The following is an 18,116-nucleotide window of genomic DNA, read 5'->3' on the forward strand; positions in this document are numbered from 1 at the left end:
ACGGCCTGACAACAGCGGCCTGTAGCTCCGCCGCTGGAAACCCTCAGACGGGATGTGATCTGTCCCGCTGCACGAATCCAGGCCGACACCCTGGCGGGGCGTCGGCCTCGGCCGGGCCGGGCCCGATCCGTTCCCCTTCCGCACGCCGACCGCGCGCCCCTGGACGACCCCGCACGCCGGTCAACCTCCCTATGTGCCAACTGTGTTGACGCTTACAGTCGATCACACTTCCAAGCCCTTGGGAGCAGCGATGCTGTGACCCGTCTGGGGCATACGGCGCACGAAGGAGTCCAGCTCATGAATGCGTGGAAAAGGATCGTCCCGGGAATGGCGTTGGCAAGCGTCCTGGTGATCGCAACGGGAACCGGGACCGCCGCTGCTTCACCGGCCGCCGGGAAAGCAGCGAGCGCCAAGCGGCCGAGCGCTATCTATCACTTCAACCAGCTCAACGGATACGGAGCCAGGGGCTGGGTCAAGGACAACGCCAATGACGGATGGTGCGTCCAGATGATGGTGCGCTGGTACAAGAACGGCCAGCTGCGTGACACCGACCTGTCCGCGAGGGTGTGCGGCCAGGGCCGGTGGACCGGCTTCTCCTTGAGGCCCGGCGACCGGTACCACTTCAAGGCGAGCGCCTGGAAGGTGTACCTCCGCTACACCAGGTAGCTCCCGTCCCCGCCGCTTTGGCGACGCGTTGCGACGCCGTAGCGACCTCACCCCCGGCGCGGAAGCTGAGCCGCCGGAAGGGCCCGGGGAGGGAGCGGCCGAACGTCCGTGCTGTCGGTCAGCACGGTCGAGGCGTGCAAGTCCGGCGAGGTGGGGTACTGGGCAAGGGACGGAGCGGATGGCCGCCACGTCCGGGACCGGCTCCTCTCCGGTCCCGGACGGGCGCCTCGCCGGTCGTGGCAGGAGTCGCGGTACGCTCCGTTGCCACGGCGGCGGGCGGCCGGATCCGTGCGTCCGCTGCTCAAGTGCGGATCCGGCGGCTTGCCCCATCGTCTGCGACCGTCCGGACGTGCGGCAACACTCAGCCGTCGGAAACAGGCTCGGCCGGCACCAGCGTAGATCTGCCGCTGACACCGCTCAATCGCCTGCCGCCGAGGGGTCTGCGGCATCCCTTGGGGCCGAGGTCACCGAGAGGTCCGGGCCTCGTCCCGGCCGCCATGTGACGGTTTGGGGCAGGCAGTGGCAGCACGGCGATGACCGTCTCTCCCTCCGGCCTGATGCGGAATTCCACGACGGCAGGCAACGCCACTGTCCCAGCTCCCGCCAGGGGCTGTACAAGAAGCCACTTGGGCAGGAAAAACGCAACTTCGACATGGCCCGCAGGGGCAGCTACCTTCACCTGGCGTTCGGCAGTCGCACGGGGGTTCCTTCAGGCTGAGCCACCCGCGGGCGGGATGAGTTGGTCACGCCCCCGCGTCCTCGCCCCCATGCGCAAGCCACCGAACCGGGTCCACATCAGGCACCCTCAGCCAGGAAGAGACACATGCCCCGTCTTGCTCTGTACACATTCGGCGTCCTGAAGTCACCTCTCGCCGATCCCGCGCCTCTCACGCGCGAGTTCTACGACATTGGTGAGACCGTCTACCGGGAGATCAGTCAGCACCCTGGATATCTCGCACACGCTGAAGCGGCAGTCGGTGACCGGGGTTCACACTTCGGCGCGGACTGGGGCGCATGGGGCGAGTTCACCGTACCGACCTGGTACAGCAAGGGCCGTACGGTCGAAACCACCGCCCTGGCCACCACCCTCTCACTCTGGACCGGCCTGCGCCCCGCCTTCGACGCCGTCTACACCGGTCTGCACCGTGAGGCGCTGAACAGGCGTTACGACTGGTTCGAGAGGACGGAGCACCCGAATTACGTGTTCTGGTGGGTCTCCGACGACGTGATTCCCACCTGGCAGGACGGGGTTTCCAGGCTGGAGCACCTCCACGACCACGGCTCCGCGCCGCACGCCTTCACTTATCACCACGCATTCGCCCCGGACGGAACTCCGACCGGAGTGAAAGGCATCGGGCCGCAGAGCAATCAGGTTCGCTGACGAGGAAAACTGAACGACTGGGTTCGCCGTCAAACGACCGTGCTGTCCAAGCAGCCTCGACCGCGCGTGAGCGGCAACCCTGGGGGCCGGTGCCGTCACGGCTCCCGCCACGCTCCGCGGGTTCGCGGATCTCGACTCCCTTTCGATCCGCGACGGCGGATTCTCGGTTCACGGCTGGACATTGAGGACGGGCATTCGGCCGTGACCGGGCGGAGAACAGCTCAGGCACGACCAGGTCCAGGTCGGCACCCCCTCCACGGCCCCGTTTCCGAACCCGATCGCCCCGGGTGTTGCAACCGCCTCAGATGCCCCATGGACAGCCGCTCCCGACCGGTACGGGCTGTCGGGTGGTCACTGCCGGGTGGACTGGGGACGTGAACTACCTTTGCTGCCCGGCCCGTTGACTTGGCGCAAGGCTTAACGCGCCTTGTTGGGCGCTGGCGGCGGTGGTGGCCGGACTGGTGATAGCCCAGTCGTTGTTGGACTGGTGGGTACGGCAGGTCGACCGGCAGGGCCGCCGCGGCGTTGCCGCGCCGGGCGGCCCTGCCGGTGCGGCTCGGCCGGCGCACCGTACTCTCACCCGGTCGTGGCCGACGACGAGGTCTCGCTGACCGCCGACGTCATGCCGGCATCGGCACCGATGAGGCCCTCCGTATCGTACGAGCGGCGCTGGCCAACGGGCTCGCAGCACCGCCCTCGTCGTGACGGGTCACTCGCACCTGCCGGACGGCAACGGCACGATGCGGGCGTGGCATCGACCCGGACCGTACCGGACGACGACGAGGTGCTCGTCGACGTACGTGCCGTCGGCCCGGGCCCGCCGTACCTCGTCCGTCTTCTTCGGCGGACGAGGTGGGCCGATCCTGCCCGCCGTCGAGCCGGCATGGGATGACTCCCGACGCCGGCCACCGGTCCGGCGACGGACATGCCTCGGCCACCCACTCAATTTCTCGGGACCACGCCGCGGGTGGGACGGCGGCTGACGCGTACGAAAAGAACAAGACTGCCGCCGGGAAGCTGATTGCGGGACCCTGGCTGCCCCACCCCACCGCAGGAGACCGCAGATGACCATGCCATCGGGTTCCCCCGCACCCCTGCACCTCTCCGGCAACAACGCGCCGATCGCGGCCGAAGTCACCCTCCGGCCGAGCGCGGTGACCGGTACCGTCCCCAAGGAGCTGTGCGGCCAGTACTTCCGCAACGGGCCCAACCCGCGCACCGGCTGGTCGCCCCACTCCTTCGCCGGTGACGGCATGCTCCACACCGTCGCGCTGGCCGACGGCCACGCCGCCTGGTACCGCAACCGCTACGTACGCACCCCGCTGTACGCCCAGCCGGGCGCCTCACGCCTCGCCCTCGCCTACGACCCGGCCACCGCGCGGATCGACTACCGCGTCACCACGGCCAACACCCACCTGATCGCCCATGCCGGCCGCCTCTTCGCCCTCGAAGAAGGCGGCTTCCCCTACGAGGTCACCCCCGATCTGGCGACCCTGGGCGCCTTCACCTTCGACGGGGCGCTCACCACCCCCATGACCGCCCACCCCAAGACCTGCCCCCTCACCGGAGAGCTGCACTTCTTCGGGTACCGCCTCCGGCCGCCGTACCTGACCTACTACCGGGCCTCCGCAGCGGGAGAGGTGCTCCGGAAGCAGACCGTGGACCTGCCGCGGGCGGTCATGATGCACGACTTCGCCCTCACCGCCCACCACGTCGTCTTCATGGACCTGCCCGTCGTCCTCGACGCCGACCGGGCCGCCGCGGGCGGCCCGCCCTGGCGCTGGGACGACGGGCACCGCGCCCGCTTCGGCGTTCTGCCCCGGACCGGGGAGACCACCCGCGTACGGTGGTTCGACATCGCTCCCTGCTACGTATGGCACACCATGAACGCCTTCGAGGCCGACGGGACGATCACCCTCACCGGCACCCGCGTCCCGGCCCTGTGGCGCCAGGGGCCACAGGACCTCAGCGGCGGCCTGCCCGCCCTGCACCAGTGGGTGCTCCACCTGGCGACCGGCAAGGTCACCGAGACCCCGCTGGACGACACGCCCAGCGAATACCCCCGCATCGCCGACGCCGGCATCGGTCTGCCCCACCGCTACGGCTACACCGCCGGATTCACCCTCGACGCCGAGCCCCGGCACACCGAGATCTACAAGTACGACCTGGCCCACGGCGCCCGACGCAGCACCCACCGCTTCCCCGCCGGCCATACCTGCGGAGAGCCCGTCTTCGTCCCCCGCTCCCCCACCACTCGCGGCCGGGAAGACGACGGATATCTCCTGACGTTCGCCCACGACCGCTCCCGCGGCACCAGCTATCTGGTCATCCTGGACGCCTCCGACCTCGGCGCCGCCCCGGTCGCCGAAGTCCACGTGCCCGTCCGCATTCCGGCAGGCTTCCACGGCAACTGGGTCCCCGGCTCTCCGAACGGCACGGGATTCGAAAGCCGGGACGCTCGACGGCTGGGGTGAGAAGGCCTGCACACCAACCCAGACTCTTGGTCGCCTTCTCCTGTCCGGCCTGTTGCTCACGGCCGCCGGGATCCTCCACGGCCTGGCCATGGGCGCCTACCGGCCCGGCCACGGACTCAGCTCTCCGCGTCGGAGAACTTCCGCGCGAGGTCGCGATGCCAGTCCGCAACCAGCTTCCCCTGGGCCGGGGTGATGATCGATCCCAGCATGCGGCTCAGGCGTTCGACCTCCTGCGCGAGGCGCAGGTGTTCGCGCTGCGCGTGCTCCCGGCAGGCAAGGCAGGTGACACGATCCGGACGCGGCGAGGTCATCGCATACGGAACCCGCAGCCCGCAGCCCGTGGTGACTTGGCTCGGCAGGTCGCCGGCCAGGCCGAACGTGGATGCCAACGCGTTGCGGACAAGGGCATCGCCGTGCAGCACTTTCACTTCGACATGGATGTGCGGATCTCCCCCCATGAGGCCTCCCTGCCCCCGCGACCGGACAGAGCGGGAGTGCTCCCGCCCGGTGGCGCCCTGCAATTCGAGTCTGCCCCGCTTTCTCGCGAGCCGCAGCCCCGAACGGCACCGCCCCGTGGCCCCGGCAGCGCCGGGTCCACGGGGCGATATGCGGCAGGACGAAGGGGTCAGACCACGAACCAGACCCGCTCGATGCGCTCGTCACCCACTTCGTAGAGGGCCACGGCGGCGCGTTCCTCGCCGCCCATGAAGCCGGTCACGCGCTCCTGGTCGATGACGATGCGGCCCTGTGTGACGCGCGAGACGAGTTCGGCGTGCAGGTCGGGGCTGGAGGCGAAGAGCTTGGCGTAGCGGTCGCGGAAGGCGGGGCCCGACCGGTCGGTGAGGACCTCGCCCGAGGGGAAGGCGTACACGGGTACGTCCTCGATGTAGTAGCTGAGGAACTTCTCCAGGTCGCCCGCGTTGTAGGCGGCGAGCTGACCGTCGACGATCTCCTCCGGGGTCATGGGGAACTCCTTCTCTCACCCGACCGGCACGAGCGTGCGGCGGGTGCGTGTGCGGATGACGAGCAATGAACCGGCGAGCGCGATGCCGCCCAGGACGTGGGCCAAACCGAGCAGCATCAGGCCGGACTGCAATTCCAGCAGGAGGCCGACGAGCTGCTCGCCGACACCGAATACCAGACCGAGGTAGAAGATCATACTTGCTCGGATCTGGCCGATCCTGGCGGCGGGTGCCGGTTCGAGCACCCGTGCGTTGGTGAAGTGGATCCAGTAGGCGTTGACGAAGGTCAGCACCACGTAGAGGACCATGTGGACGGGGAGGGACCCGTGCCCGGCCAGCGCTCCGGCCACGCCGGACACCGCGAGCACACCCGCGAAGACCAGCGCCCACCGCGCCGCGCGCTCGCGGTCGCGCAGCAGCGGGGCGGTCAGCCAGAAGGCGAGCCCGTAGAAGAACCACGCCCCCGAGAAGGCCATGCCCGTCGGCACCAGGTCCTGCGCCTCGGCGATCACGCTGGCATAGACCATCATGCCGGACAGGCTCACCAGGAAGCCGATCTGGATGAGGTTCCACGGCCACAGCTCGGGCAGCCAGTAGCTGCGTACGGCCTCGGCGCCGCGGCTGACGACCTTGCGCCACTCGAAGCCGAACTCGCCCTCGCCCTCCTCCGGCCTGGCCAGCAGCAGCCCGATCACCAGCACCGCGGTGACGATGTCGAACAGCAGCGCCGCCAGGAGGGTGTGCGCGGTCCAGGCCGGCACCGCCGCGCAGATGACGGCGGCGAACACCATGGCTCCCTGGGGTGAGGTCACCATTTGCAGGACCGCGCCCTGGGCGCTGGACCCGGAGGCGTCGGCGAGCAGCCGGTAGGCCAGCACCGAACTCGCGCCCACGAACGTGAAGCGCAGCGCCGTCCACACCAGGACGAAGTCCGGGCCCGCCGACCCCAGCCACGTCATCGCCAGGAACACCACCGCGAGGATCAGCTGCGCGCCCTGGAGCAGCGCGAACTTGCGGCCGATGCGGCCGCGGTCCGCCCAGACACCGACCAGCAGCGCGCCCACCACGCCGAGCACCTGCCGTTCCATGCCCAGCAGGCCCACCAGCCCGTCGGAGTGCGTCTGGGCCGAGAAGCTGGGCACGAGCAGCAGCCACAGGACCGTCGATCCCAGTGAGCTGAGCAGGATCGTCGAGAAGATCGCTCGCATGTCACAGCCCCAGGGTGGTCAGGCCGCCCGCGAGCAACGCCGGCAGCGGAACGCTCACCCCGAAGCGGTCGCGGACGGCGTGGACGATCCGCAGCGCGGTCAGGGAGTCGAGGTGCAGGCCGGCGGCGCCCTCGCTCAGCGGGTCCGCCCCGTCCGTGCCGGCGATGTCCGCGAGGACGCCGGTCACCAGCTCCCGCAGGGCCGCCGCGTCGACCTTTTCGAGGCCCTCGACGTGCGCCGGGGACTGCGCGGTGCCGCGGTCGTAGCCGTCCGGCTCACGGTCGGCCGCCGGGGGCAGCTGCGCCAGCAGGTCGGCCATGCCGGGGCCGTCCCAGGGCTCCTCCAGGAGGTCGGCCAGCACCGCCCGGTAGACCTCGGAGACCGTGCGTACGGCTTCCTGGCCGAGCACCTGCGCGGCGGCGTTGAAGTTCACCCGCATCCGGCGCGTGAACAGGTCGGCGTTGAAGGTCACGAGCAGGGCGAAGTCGGCGTGCTCGAACCACTTCAGATCGCCGATGACCTGCTCGCCGTCGTCCCCCAGCTGGTCGGAGTAGGCGGTGAAGTTGACGAAGTTGAACGCCGTCTCGACCAGCCGCCGTCCTCCGGTGGCCTCCTGGATCGAGGCGTAGGAGTAGCGGCGGTGCGGCAGGTGCTCGTGGCCGACCCGGTTGACCGCGCCGATCAGTTCCTCCCAGGTGCCGTCGGCGGTGGCGCGCAGCGGCACGATGTTCAGGAACAGGCCCACCATGCGGTCGGCCTCCACGTGCTCCGGGCGGCCGTGGCCGAAGACACCGGTCGTCACGTCGGCGGTGCGGGCGATGAGCGACAGGGCCCGGAAGTGCGCGGCCAGGCACAGGTGCTTGACGGACACCTGGTGGTGCGCGGCGATCTTCGCCAGGCGGTCGTAGCGGTCCTCCTCCAGCAGCAGTTCCGCCTCCGCCCAGCGGCTCGCCGGCTCGGGCAGCCGGGGCAGCTTGGTGTACGGGGCCCCTGCCAGCAGACCGGTCCAGTAGTCCCGGGACGCGGTGTCCTGCTGTGCCGCCAGGTCGAGCCGTACGTAGTCGCGGTAGGCGAGCGGGGCGGGGGCCGGCTCGGTGCGCGGTTCCCCGGCCAGGGCCCGGCGGTAGTCCTCCAGCAGACGGGCCATCAGGCCGGAGAAGCTCCAGCCGTCGATGATCGCGTGGTGGAAGCTGACCGACAGGTGGAAGGACGCGTCGTCCGCCCGGTGCACGAAGAAGCGCATCTGCGTGGGTGCGCTCCACTCGAATCCGGTGCTCTTCTCCGCCTCGAACCACTCGTCGAGCAGTGCGGTCCGCTCCGCCTCACCGAGGTGCGACAGGTCGTGCACCGTGAGGTCCGTCCGGCCGCGGGCGTGCACGAGTTGCAGCGGCCGGGAGTAGCCGCTCAGCGCGAAGGAGGTGCGCAGGATCTCGTGGCCGTCCGCGTCGACCATGGCGGTGAGCAGCCCGGTCAGGACGTCCTGGTCGAAGGGCAGGTCGATGCGGTAGCGGATCAGGTCGTGGAAGACCGCCTGCGCGGGTTCGACATCGGTGTGGAAGACCATGCCGAGCTGCAGTTGGGTGGCGGGGTAGGCGTCCACCACGTCGGCCGGCAGCAGTGCGCGGTCCGCCTCGTCCAGCAGGTCGAACGGCTCACCCGCGAGCACGGACCGGTCCTCGGTCGTGGTCACCAGCGCCTGGTCGGTCAGCGCGCGGATGGTCTGCGCCCGGAACAGCTCGTGCAGAGGTATCTCGAAGCCGTTGCGGCGCAGCGCGCCGATGAGCCGGATGCCCTGGAGGGAGTCGCCGCCCAGGTCGTAGTAGGAGTCGTCGATGCCGACCCGGTCGACGCCCAGAACCTCCTGCCAGACGGCGGCCAGCCGGGCCTCGGTGGTGTCGCGGGGCGCGGTGTACGCGCGGTTCGTCCCGTCCGCGTGGTCCTCGGGGTGGGGCAGCGCCCGGCGGTCGGTCTTGCCGTTGATCGTCAGGGGCCAGCGTTCCACCTCCACCAGGAAGCTGGGCACCATGTAGCCCGGCAGGCGGTCGGCGAGGTGGGCGCGCAGGAGTGCGCTGTCGATCCGTTCGCCGCCCACGGGCACGTAATAGCCGGCCAGGGCCTTGCCGCCGGTGCGGCGGGTGAAGGCGACGACGAGCGCGGAGTCGACCTCCGGGTGCGCGGCCAGGGCGGACTCGATGTCGCCGGTCTCGATGCGGTAGCCCTGGATCTTGACCTGGGCGTCCTCCCGGCCGAGGTACTCCACCTCGCCGTCGGGCAGGCGCCGGGCCAGGTCACCCGAGCGGTAGGCGCGCGTCGTGCCGTGGCCGAGGTCGAGTTCCACGAATCGCTTGGCGTTCTCCTCCGGCCGGTTGAGGTAGCCGAGGGCGACGCCGCCGCCGGTGACCGCGATCTCTCCGGGGGTGCCGAGCGGTACCGGACGGCCGAGATCGTCGACGAGGTACAGGCCGAGGTCCGGGATCGGCTCACCGATCATGCTGCCCTTCGCGCGGACGTCGGCGGCGCTGACCGGACGGTAAGTGACGTGCACGGTGGTCTCGGTGATGCCGTACATGTTGACCAGCCGCGGGCGGGCGTCGCCGAAGTGGTCGAACCAGTCGGCCAGCGAGGCGAAGTCCAGTGCCTCGCCGCCGAAGACGACGTGGCGCAGGGGGACGTCGTCCGGGCCCGTGCGGTCCATCAGGGCCTGCTTGATCTGGCCGAAGGCGGACGGCGTCTGGCTGAGGACGGTGACCCGCTCGGCGACGACCAGGTCGGCGAAGTCCTCGACGGACCGGCTGACCCAGTACGGGACGACGACCAGGTGACCGCCGTACAGCAGCGCGCCCCACAGCTCCCACACGGAGAAGTCGAACGCGAAGGAGTGGAACAGGGACCAGGTGTCCTGGTCGGAGAAGCCGTACCAGTGCTCCGTCGCGCCGAACAGGCGCAGGACGTTGCCGTGGGTCACCACGACGCCCTTGGGCTTACCGGTGGAGCCGGAGGTGTAGATGATGTACGCGGGCGAGTCCGCCGTCAGGTCGCGGGCGGGGCCCTGGTCGGCGCCGTCGCCGACGAGGGCGTCGAGCGCGTCCCGGGTGCCGGTCAGGGTGGCCCGTTCGGGGAAGAGGGCGCACACCTCGGCGGTGGCCACGACCAGCCGGACGTCCGCGTCCTCGACGGTGGTGCGGATGCGGTCCTCGGGGTAGCCGGGGTCGATCGGTACGTAGACGGCACCGGCCTTGAGGGTGGCGAGGATGCTCACGACCATCTCCACCTCGCGCTCCAGGGCGAGCGCGACGAGGTCGCCGGGGCGCACGCCACCGTCGGCGAGGTGGTGGGCCAGGGCGTTGGCGCGGCGGTCCAGCTCGCGGTAGGTCAGGCGCCGGCCGTCGCAGGAGACGGCGACGGCGTCGCCGTGCCGGCGGGCCATGGCCTCGAAGCGGTCGACGAGGGTGCGGCTGCCGTCGAGTTCCCGCACCGTGGGGCGGGCGACGGCGGGCAGCAGCGCGGCGCGCTCGCCGTCCGACAGGAGGTCGGTGTCCGCCCACGGACGCTCGCCCGCGTCGGCGAGAGCGTGGAAGCAGGCCAGGTAGTAGCCGAGGTAGCGGTCGATCTGTTCGGCGGTGAACTGGCCGGGGTCGTAACCGATGCGGTATTCCCAGCCGCCGGCGTAGGCGTTGGAGCCCACGTAGACGACGAGCGGCGCGTTGGTCTGCTCGAAGTAGTCCACCGCGTCGACGGCGGGCTCGTTCTCCAGGGTGCCGCCCTGCTCGTGGACGTGGAAGTTCGTGAAGTTGAACAGCACATCGAAGGCCGGGCCACCGTGCAGCTTCTGGATGGCGGGCAGCGGATACCAGCGGTGGGGCTGGAGCCGCTGTTCCAGCTCGAAGCAGCGCTCTGCGAGCAGCCGCCAGCTCTGCTCCGGGTCCAGTCGGACCCGGAACGGCAGCGTGTTGAGGAACATGCCCAGCGCCTGATCGGCTCCGTCGACTTCCGGGCGGCCGTTGGTGACCAGTCCGGTGGTCACGTCGCGCTGGTTGGCGATCAGTGACTGGACGCGCAGGTGGGCAGCGAGGAAGACGCTCTTGAGCGGTACGGACCACTCCTGGGCCCGGCGCCGCAGCGTCTCCATCAGCTCGGGGGCCAGCTCGCGGGCGTGGACGACGACCTCGGCCGTCACCGCGTGGCCGCGGGCGCCGGTGCCGAGCCGGGGAACCTCGGGGATCCGGGCGCCGTCCAGCTCGGCCGCCCAGAACGCGTGCTGCCGCGGGTCCTCCTCGGCACCCCGCTCCAGCTCGGCGTACAGCTTCTGGAGCGGTACGACGGGGCTGGCGCCGGGGGTACGGCCGTGCAGCAGGTCGCCGTAGGCACGCACCCACTCCTCGACCAGGGTGGCCACGCTCCAGCCGTCGAGGATGGCGTGGTGGAAGCTCAGCCCGAGGACGACGCGCCGGGGTCCCGTGACGAAGAACCGCAGGCGGTAGGCGGGGGCGACGGCCGGATCGACGGGACGCCGCTTCTCCTGCTCGGCCCAGTCCGCGACGACGGCGGCCGGGTCGGGCTCGGCGAGCAGGTCGACCACCTCCACGGGCAGCGGAGGGGCGTCCTCGACGACCATGTGGGGCCGCTCGAAGGACGCGGCGTCGAACCGTGCCCGCAGCACGTGGTGCCGCTCGGCCACCTGCCGCCAGGCGGCGACGAGGGCCGTCTCGTCGGCGCGGGGCACGTCCACGTGGTAACGGAAGATGTCGTGGTAGACGGGCACGTCGGTGTCGACACTGCTGTGGTAGATCATGCCCTGCTGGAGGGCCGAGGCGGGCCAGGCGCGGGCGTCACCGGCCGCCGGCTCCGCGGCCGGCGGGTTGTCGGCCCGGCGCACCACGGCGGCCAGGTCGCTCAGCCGCTGGTGGGCGAAGACGTCGCCGACGGTGACCTCGTAGCCCGCCTGGCGCAGTGCGGCCACGACCCGGATACCGATGATGGAGTCGCCGCCGAGGGCGAAGAAACTGTCGCGGACGCCGACCCGGTCCACGCCCAGGACGTCCTTCCACACGGCGGCCAGCAGCCGCTCCACGTCGGTGGTGGGCTCCACGTGGTCGTGCTTGTCGTCCTGCTTCTCCGGCCGCGGCAAGGCGGACACGTCCCGCTTGCCGTTGTGGTTGGTGGGGATGGCGGGAACGGTGATGACGAACTGGGGGACCATGTACGAAGGCAGCTCGGCGGCCAGCGCGGTGCGCAGCGCCGCCTCGTCGAAGTCCGGACCGGCCACCACGTAGGCGCACAGCGACTTCTCGCCGCGGTCGCCCGGCACGGCGGCCACGGCGCACTCGGTGACGCCGGTGAAGCCGCTCGCGAGGTGCTCGATCTCGCCCAGTTCGATCCGGTATCCGCGGATCTTGACCTGGGTGTCCAGGCGGCCGAGGTATTCGATGACGCCGCCGGGCAGCCAGCGGGCCAGGTCCCCGGTGCGGTAGATGCGGCCGAAGCCCTCGGGGCCGGCCACGAACCGCTCCGCCGTGAGCTCCGGCGCGTGCAGGTAACCGCGGGCCAGGCCGACGCCCGCGATGCACAGCTCGCCCGGCACACCGATGGGGGCGAAGCCGCCGTTGGCGGTGCGCACGATGAGCTTGATGTTGTCGATGGGGCGGCCGATGGGCACGGAGCGGGTGGAGTCCACGGCGTCGCAGTCGAAGTAGCTGACGTCGACGGCGGCTTCCGTGGGGCCGTACAGGTTGACCAGCAGGGCCTGCGGCAGGGCGGCGCCGAAGAGCTCGACGTGGCTCACGGCCAGGGCCTCACCACTGGCGAACACCCGGCGCAGCGAGCCGAGCTTGCCGGCCGTGCCGGAGGCCTGGGTGTACGTGAGGAAGGCGTGCAGCATGCTGGGGACGAAGTGCATGGTGGTGGCCCCGCTGCTCGCCACCCGCTCGGCGATCTGCTCGGGGTCCTTCTCGGCCCCGTTGGGCAGGGTGGCGACCGACGCGCCCGCGATGGACCACCAGAAGATCTCCCACACCGACACGTCGAAGGTGAAGGGGGTCTTGTGCAGGATCACGTCGTCCGCGCCGAGCGGGTAGCCGCGCTGCATCCACCACAGCCGGTTGACGATGGCGCGGTGTTCCACCACGACGCCCTTGGGGCGGCCGGTGGAACCCGAGGTGTAGATCACGTAGCAGGGGTCGTCGGGACCGGTGACGGGGGCGAGGTCGCCGTCCTGCTCGTGCCGGTTGGCGGGGTCGTCCAGGTCGAGCACCGGGCGGGAGCCCAGGACGGGCGCCGTCTCGGCGGTCGCGAGCACGAGCTGCGTACCGCTGTGGTCGAGGAGGTACTCGATGCGGTTGCCGGGCAGCGTGGGGTCGACCGGCAGATAGGCGCCGCCCGCCTTCAGCACGGCGTAGATCGCGGTGAGCATGGCCGCGGACCGGGGGACGCAGACACCCACGATGCTGCCGGCGGTCACACCGCGCTCGCGCAGGGTGCGGGCGAGCCGGTTGGCGTCCGCGTTGAGCTGGGCGTAGGTGGTGCCCGTACCGTCGGCGACCGCGATGCGGTCGCCGTGCTCGCGGGCTCGCTCCTCCAGGAAGGAGTGCAGCAGCCGGGTGTCCGGGAACGCGGCGTCGGTGTCGTTGAACACGCCGGTGATCTGGGCGAGTTCGGACTCGCTGGGCGCGCGCAGCGCGTCCGTCGTCGTGGCCGGGGCCGTGGTGACCGTGTGCAGGATCGCGCGGTAGGCGTCGAGGAGCCGGTCCGCGGTGGCCTCGGTGAACAGCGTCGGGTCGTAGCGCAGTTCGAGGCGCGGGGCGGAGCCCGTCACGAGCGTGAACAGCAGCGGGGTGCCGGCGCGGTCGGCGTCCTCGGGGCCGAGGTCACCGTCGACGGCGACCATGAAGTCCGTCGGCCGGCTGTCGGCGCGGTCGAGGACGAACGCGACGGGCACGTCGAGGTGGTCCGCCGCCCGGATGTACGCGGCGCGGACGGCACCGAGGAGCTGCTTGGCCTCGGTACCGGCCGGGACGGCCACCTCGACGGGGATCGCCCGGTTGGGCGTGCCGAAGGCCTGCGGCGGGGCCGGCAGGAAGACCACGATGTCGTCCCGGTCAGTGGTCCGGGCGGCGAGCAGCGCCAGCACCGTGGCGGCGACGGTGCGCAGGAGCACCGGGTCGCCGGAGGTGATGCGGGCGAGTGCGGCCGTGGTGGCGGCGTCGAGGTCGGTGCGGCCGACCCGGTGTCCACCGGCGTCGGGACGCAGATGGTCCCTGATGACCTGGACGGGCTCGGTCCAGGTCTGCTGGAGGTTCTCCCAGTAGGCCTGCTGCGCGGGGTGGTTGCTGAGTGCCTGCTGGGCCTGCAGTGCGCTGGTCATCGGATCCTTCTAGAAAGAGAAATCGGCGTAGGCGGGGGTGACCGCGTCCTGGACTGCCGAAGGGCCGAACAAGGGGGTGTGCGGCGCTGTGTCGAGGTCGTCGATCAGCTCGGCCACACGGTGGAGCAGGTATTCCGCCGATGAGGCGGCGAACAGCGCGGTGCTGTACTCAAGTTCGAGCACCGTTCCCTCGGGGCGCTGGTACGCCTGCAGATTCAGGTCGAACCGGCAGGAGCCCGCGTGCAGGAGGTCGACGTCCACCCGTAGTCCGTCGCGGGTGAAGGTGTGGAAGTCGATGTTCTGGAGGGCGAAGAAGGCGTCCAGCAGCGGGAGCCGGGAGGTGTCGCGCGGCAGCCGCAGCCCGGTGACGACCCGCTCGAAGGGGTACGCCTGGTGTTCCAGGGCTTCCTGGTGCCGCTGGTGCGTGACGGCCAGCAGGTCGGCGAGCGTGGCCGGTTCCCCGGCGGTCAGGCGCAGGGCCGCGGTGTTGACGAACATGCCCACGACCGACTCGAACTCGGGGTGCGTGCGGCCGCTCATGGGGCTGCCGATCACGATGTCGCGCTGTCCGGAGAGCCGCATCAGGGCGGCGCTGTACGCGGTGAGGAGCACGGCGAACGGGGTGGTGCCCGCACGGCCGGCGATCCGGGTGACCGCGTCGGCCCGCTCCGGCGTCAGGGCCAGGCGCAGCACGTCGCCCGTCTCGGCCCGGACGGCCGGCCGGGGGTGGTCGGTGGGCAGTTCCAGGCGGGGCGGGTCGGCGAGCGTGGTCAGCCAGTAGTCCTCGTCCGCCTCGAAGAAGCCGTCCGCGAGCCGGTCGGCGAACCACCGCGAGGCGTCGGCGTACCCCCACTTGGGCTCCGGCACCGGTGCGCCGGAGAGCAGGTCGGTCAGCTCCTCCGCGACGATCCGCAGGGACACCCCGTCGAAGACGATGTGGTGGATGTCGAGGTAGAGCCGGTGGTGCGTGTCGTCGGCGCGTACGAGCAGCGCGCGGATCAAAGGGGCGTCGCCCAAGTCGAAGGGGCGCACGAACGCCTTCCGTACGGCCTGGTCGTCGCCGTGGGTGAGGGCGTCCGCCTCGGTCAGCCGCACCGTTGCCCCGGGGAGCACTTCCTGGCGCACGCCCTCGTCGGTGGTGACGAAGCGGGTGCGCAGGGCGTCGTGGCGGCGTACCAGCTCGGCCAGGGCGGCCCGGACCGCGTCGGCGGACAGCGGGCCCGAGATGTCCAGCCGGAGGGGGACGTTGTAGGCGACCGATGACGCGGAGACCTGGGCGTGGGTGTGCAGCCCGTGCTGCTGGGGGTGGAGAGCCGACGGCACACCGACGGGTGCGGGGTCGATGGGCGGCAGGCCGGGAGCGGGGGCGTCTCCGGCGGCCCGGCGTACGGCGTCCGCCATCTCGGCCAGGGTGCGGTTCGCGAACACCTCGGAGAAGGCGAGGTGCACGCCGTCGCGTACGGCCAGCCGTCCGATCAGCGCGCCGACGGACAAGGAGTTGCCGCCGAGGGCGAAGAAGTCGTCGTCGGGGCCGAGGTTACGGCCCTTCAGGCGCAGCACCACATCCCAGAGTTCGGCGAGCTCCCGCTGTCCGGCGGGCAGGTCCGACCGGTCCGGGGCGTCGGCGGACGACGGCCCCGTGGAGTCCGGTGCGGGCAGGGCGGCCTTGTCGACCTTTCCGTTGGCGTTGAGCGGCAGCCGGTCCAGTACGACGAGCCGCTCCGGCCGCAGGTAGGCGGGCAGCCGCTCGGCGAGTGCGGCCTCGACGTCCTCCGCCGCCGTGCCTTCGGCGAGGACGGCATAGCCGAGCAGGTACCGGCCCGCCTCGTCGGAAGCGGCGACCACACACCCGTCGAGGATGCCGGGGCAGGCCATCAGGGCCGCCTCGACCTCCTTGACCTCCACCCGGTGGCCGCGGATCTTGACCTGGTCGTCCACCCGGCCGTGGAAGTGCAGCAGCCCTTCGGCGTCCTGGCTGACCCGGTCGCCGGTGCGGTAGCAGCGTTCGCCGTCGACGGTGACGAAACGTTCCTTCGTCATATCGGGGTTGCCCAGGTAGCCGCGGGCCAGCCCGCTGCCGCCCGTGTACAGCTCGCCCGTCGCGCCGACGGGCACCGGCCGGCGCTCCTCGTCCAGGACCACGACGGTCGTGCCCGCGATGGGACGGCCGATCGGAATGGCGCCCGGCTCGTCCCCGCTGACCTCGTACGTGGTGGTGAAGGTGGTGTTCTCCGTCGGTCCGTAGCCGTTGATCACCCGCAGTCCGGGGTGTGCGGCCCGCACCGTACGCACGTGCCGCGCCGACAGGACGTCGCCGCCGACCACCACGGCGGACAGCCGCGCGAAGACGTCCGGGTCGGCGTCGACGGTCTGGCTGAACAGCGGGGCCGTCATCCACATCACGGTGATGGCGTTGTCGTGCAGGACCGCCTTCAACGCCGACGGGACGAGCAGCGTCTCCTTGTCCGCCACGTACAGCGTCGCGCCGTTGAGCAGGCAGCCCCAGATCTCGAACGTCGCCGCGTCGAACTCCAGGGCGCCGGTCAGCAGCAGCCGCTCCCGCTCGGAGAACCGGAAGAAACCGTTGTCCTTGACCAGCCGCACGATCCCCGCCTGCTCCACCATGACGCCCTTGGGACGCCCGGTGGAACCGGAGGTGAACATGACATAGGCGAGGGGCGATCCACCCTCGGCCGCGGGCCGGGCGGCGGGACCGGCCGGCGGGGTGGAGCCGGCGCGGGCCCCTTCGGCGACGAGCGTGTCGGGCGTGACGACACACATTCCGTCGGGCACCGCCGGCGCGATCGCCTCTTCCAGCCCGGGTGCGCACACCAGTAACGGGGCACCGCTGTCACCGAGCATGTGAGCCAGGCGCTCACCGGGGAAGTCCGGGTTAACCGGCAGGTAGGCGCCGCCGGCGAGCACGATGGCCAGGGTGCAGACGATCGCGTCGGCCGACCGCGGGAAGGCCATCGCCACCAGCGTCTCCCGGCCCACACCCCGCGCGACGAGTCCGGCCGCCAGCCGGCCCGCACGCTCGCGGAGTTGACGGTAGGTCAGCCGGGTGTCGCCGTCGACCAGCGCGAGGGCGTCGGGACGGCGTTCGACCTGCTCCTCGAAGAGGTCTTCGATCAAGGGGTGGTGTGGACGGTGCGGCGTAAACGTCGCGGACATACGGAAGGACCTTTCCTGTCACCTGCCGTGCGACCGCGTGCCGGGGGTCCCCCGGACGCTGACGCGATGGTGCAGAAGAGACGAAATGAGGAGGTCGAGACGGGCATAACGGCATTGCCCTCCAGGGTCCGCGGCAGCGGACGCAGGACAGGCATGCAAAGAAACGGTGAACGCAACGCGGCCGGATGCCCCACGGCATCTCGGGCGTTACGGGAAAGCGCTAGTGCTCGGTAGGTGAACCACAACACAGCGCATTGCGTGCTACGGGAATGTTGCCGCCACGACAAGATTTCGACAACGGTTTGTGCGCCCCCCTCGGTCGCCCAGAAATCGCTATCAACTTAACAGTCACACGGCGTCGCGCAATGTGATCGAAGACACACGCACCGCTCGGAGGGGCACCCGGGCGCCGGTTCGCCCGCCCCCGTCCTCCACCACGCCGGGCGAGCGGGCGCGACCGACTCGTCTCGCACCGGAGGCGACTTCGTGAAGTGAGGGGGGCGCAATTCCTTGCCGCCTCCTTGCCAACTCCTTGCCGACTCCCTGCCGCCCCCTGCCGGCGCTCAATTCCCGGCCGGTCCGGGACTGGAGCAGCGCTCCGACCAGGCCTTCCGCCGGACCGGCCGGCCGAGCGGCGCGCGGGCCGGGCCGTGCGGTACGGCGCCGGATCAAGTTACTGTCCAGTCCGTGGATTCCGCCCGGCCCGCGGTCACCGCTCGGCTCGCGAATCGTGTCGTGACGTCCGGCCGTCCCCTTGCCCGCTGTCGCACAGACCCGGGAAATCGGTGGGTGCACGGCGGCCTTTTGCCGTCCATTCAGTTGGCCACTTGCACTCTTTAGAGGGGCCTGTCATTACGCGCGGGTAACCGGTCGCCGGAGTTCTTGGGCTGA

General features: G+C 70.9%; 8 protein-coding genes. 3 read left to right on the forward strand and 5 right to left on the reverse strand.

Annotated features, from left to right (window positions below; translation table 11 throughout):
- Nucleotides 1-327: 327 nt before the first annotated feature.
- The 3 genes from CP973_RS22465 (at nt 328) to CP973_RS22475 (ending at nt 4,521) form a co-directional block, all read left to right on the forward strand.
- Nucleotides 328-666, forward strand: coding sequence for a hypothetical protein (locus CP973_RS22465; RefSeq protein WP_150244292.1), 339 nt, complete (start codon nt 328-330; stop codon nt 664-666).
- 823 nt (nt 667-1,489) lie between these two features.
- Complete coding sequence (locus tag CP973_RS22470) at nt 1,490-2,047, forward strand: DUF3291 domain-containing protein (protein WP_150244294.1); 558 nt, start codon at nt 1,490-1,492, stop codon at nt 2,045-2,047.
- A 1,064-nt stretch (nt 2,048-3,111) separates the two neighbouring features.
- Nucleotides 3,112-4,521 (forward strand): carotenoid oxygenase family protein, encoded by a 1,410-nt coding sequence (locus tag CP973_RS22475; RefSeq protein ID WP_150244296.1) that lies wholly within the window; start codon nt 3,112-3,114, stop codon nt 4,519-4,521.
- Between the two features lie 116 nt (nt 4,522-4,637).
- Here the strand turns inward: CP973_RS22475 and CP973_RS22480 are convergent, their stop codons facing one another.
- The 5 genes from CP973_RS22480 to CP973_RS22500 all read right to left on the reverse strand — a co-directional run bounded on the left by CP973_RS22480 (nt 4,638) and on the right by CP973_RS22500 (nt 17,186).
- On the reverse strand, nt 4,638-4,979 hold the full coding sequence (locus CP973_RS22480) for a hypothetical protein (RefSeq protein ID WP_150244298.1): 342 nt from the start codon (nt 4,977-4,979) through the stop codon (nt 4,638-4,640).
- A 167-nt stretch (nt 4,980-5,146) separates the two neighbouring features.
- Complete coding sequence (locus CP973_RS22485; RefSeq protein WP_150244300.1) at nt 5,147-5,485, reverse strand: nuclear transport factor 2 family protein; 339 nt, start codon at nt 5,483-5,485, stop codon at nt 5,147-5,149.
- A gap of 15 nt (nt 5,486-5,500) precedes the next feature.
- A complete protein-coding gene (locus CP973_RS22490) occupies nt 5,501-6,691 on the reverse strand; it encodes an MFS transporter (RefSeq protein ID WP_150244302.1) in 1,191 nt (396 codons plus the stop codon).
- A 1-nt stretch (nt 6,692) separates the two neighbouring features.
- Entirely contained in the window at nt 6,693-14,051 is a 7,359-nt protein-coding gene (locus CP973_RS22495) for a non-ribosomal peptide synthetase (protein ID WP_150244304.1), read from the reverse strand.
- A gap of 9 nt (nt 14,052-14,060) precedes the next feature.
- A complete protein-coding gene (locus CP973_RS22500) occupies nt 14,061-17,186 on the reverse strand; it encodes a non-ribosomal peptide synthetase (protein ID WP_167538485.1) in 3,126 nt (1,041 codons plus the stop codon).
- Nucleotides 17,187-18,116: the final 930 nt, after the last annotated feature.

It is taken from the genome of Streptomyces albofaciens JCM 4342 (genome assembly GCF_008634025.1).
Lineage (GTDB): Bacteria > Actinomycetota > Actinomycetes > Streptomycetales > Streptomycetaceae > Streptomyces > Streptomyces albofaciens.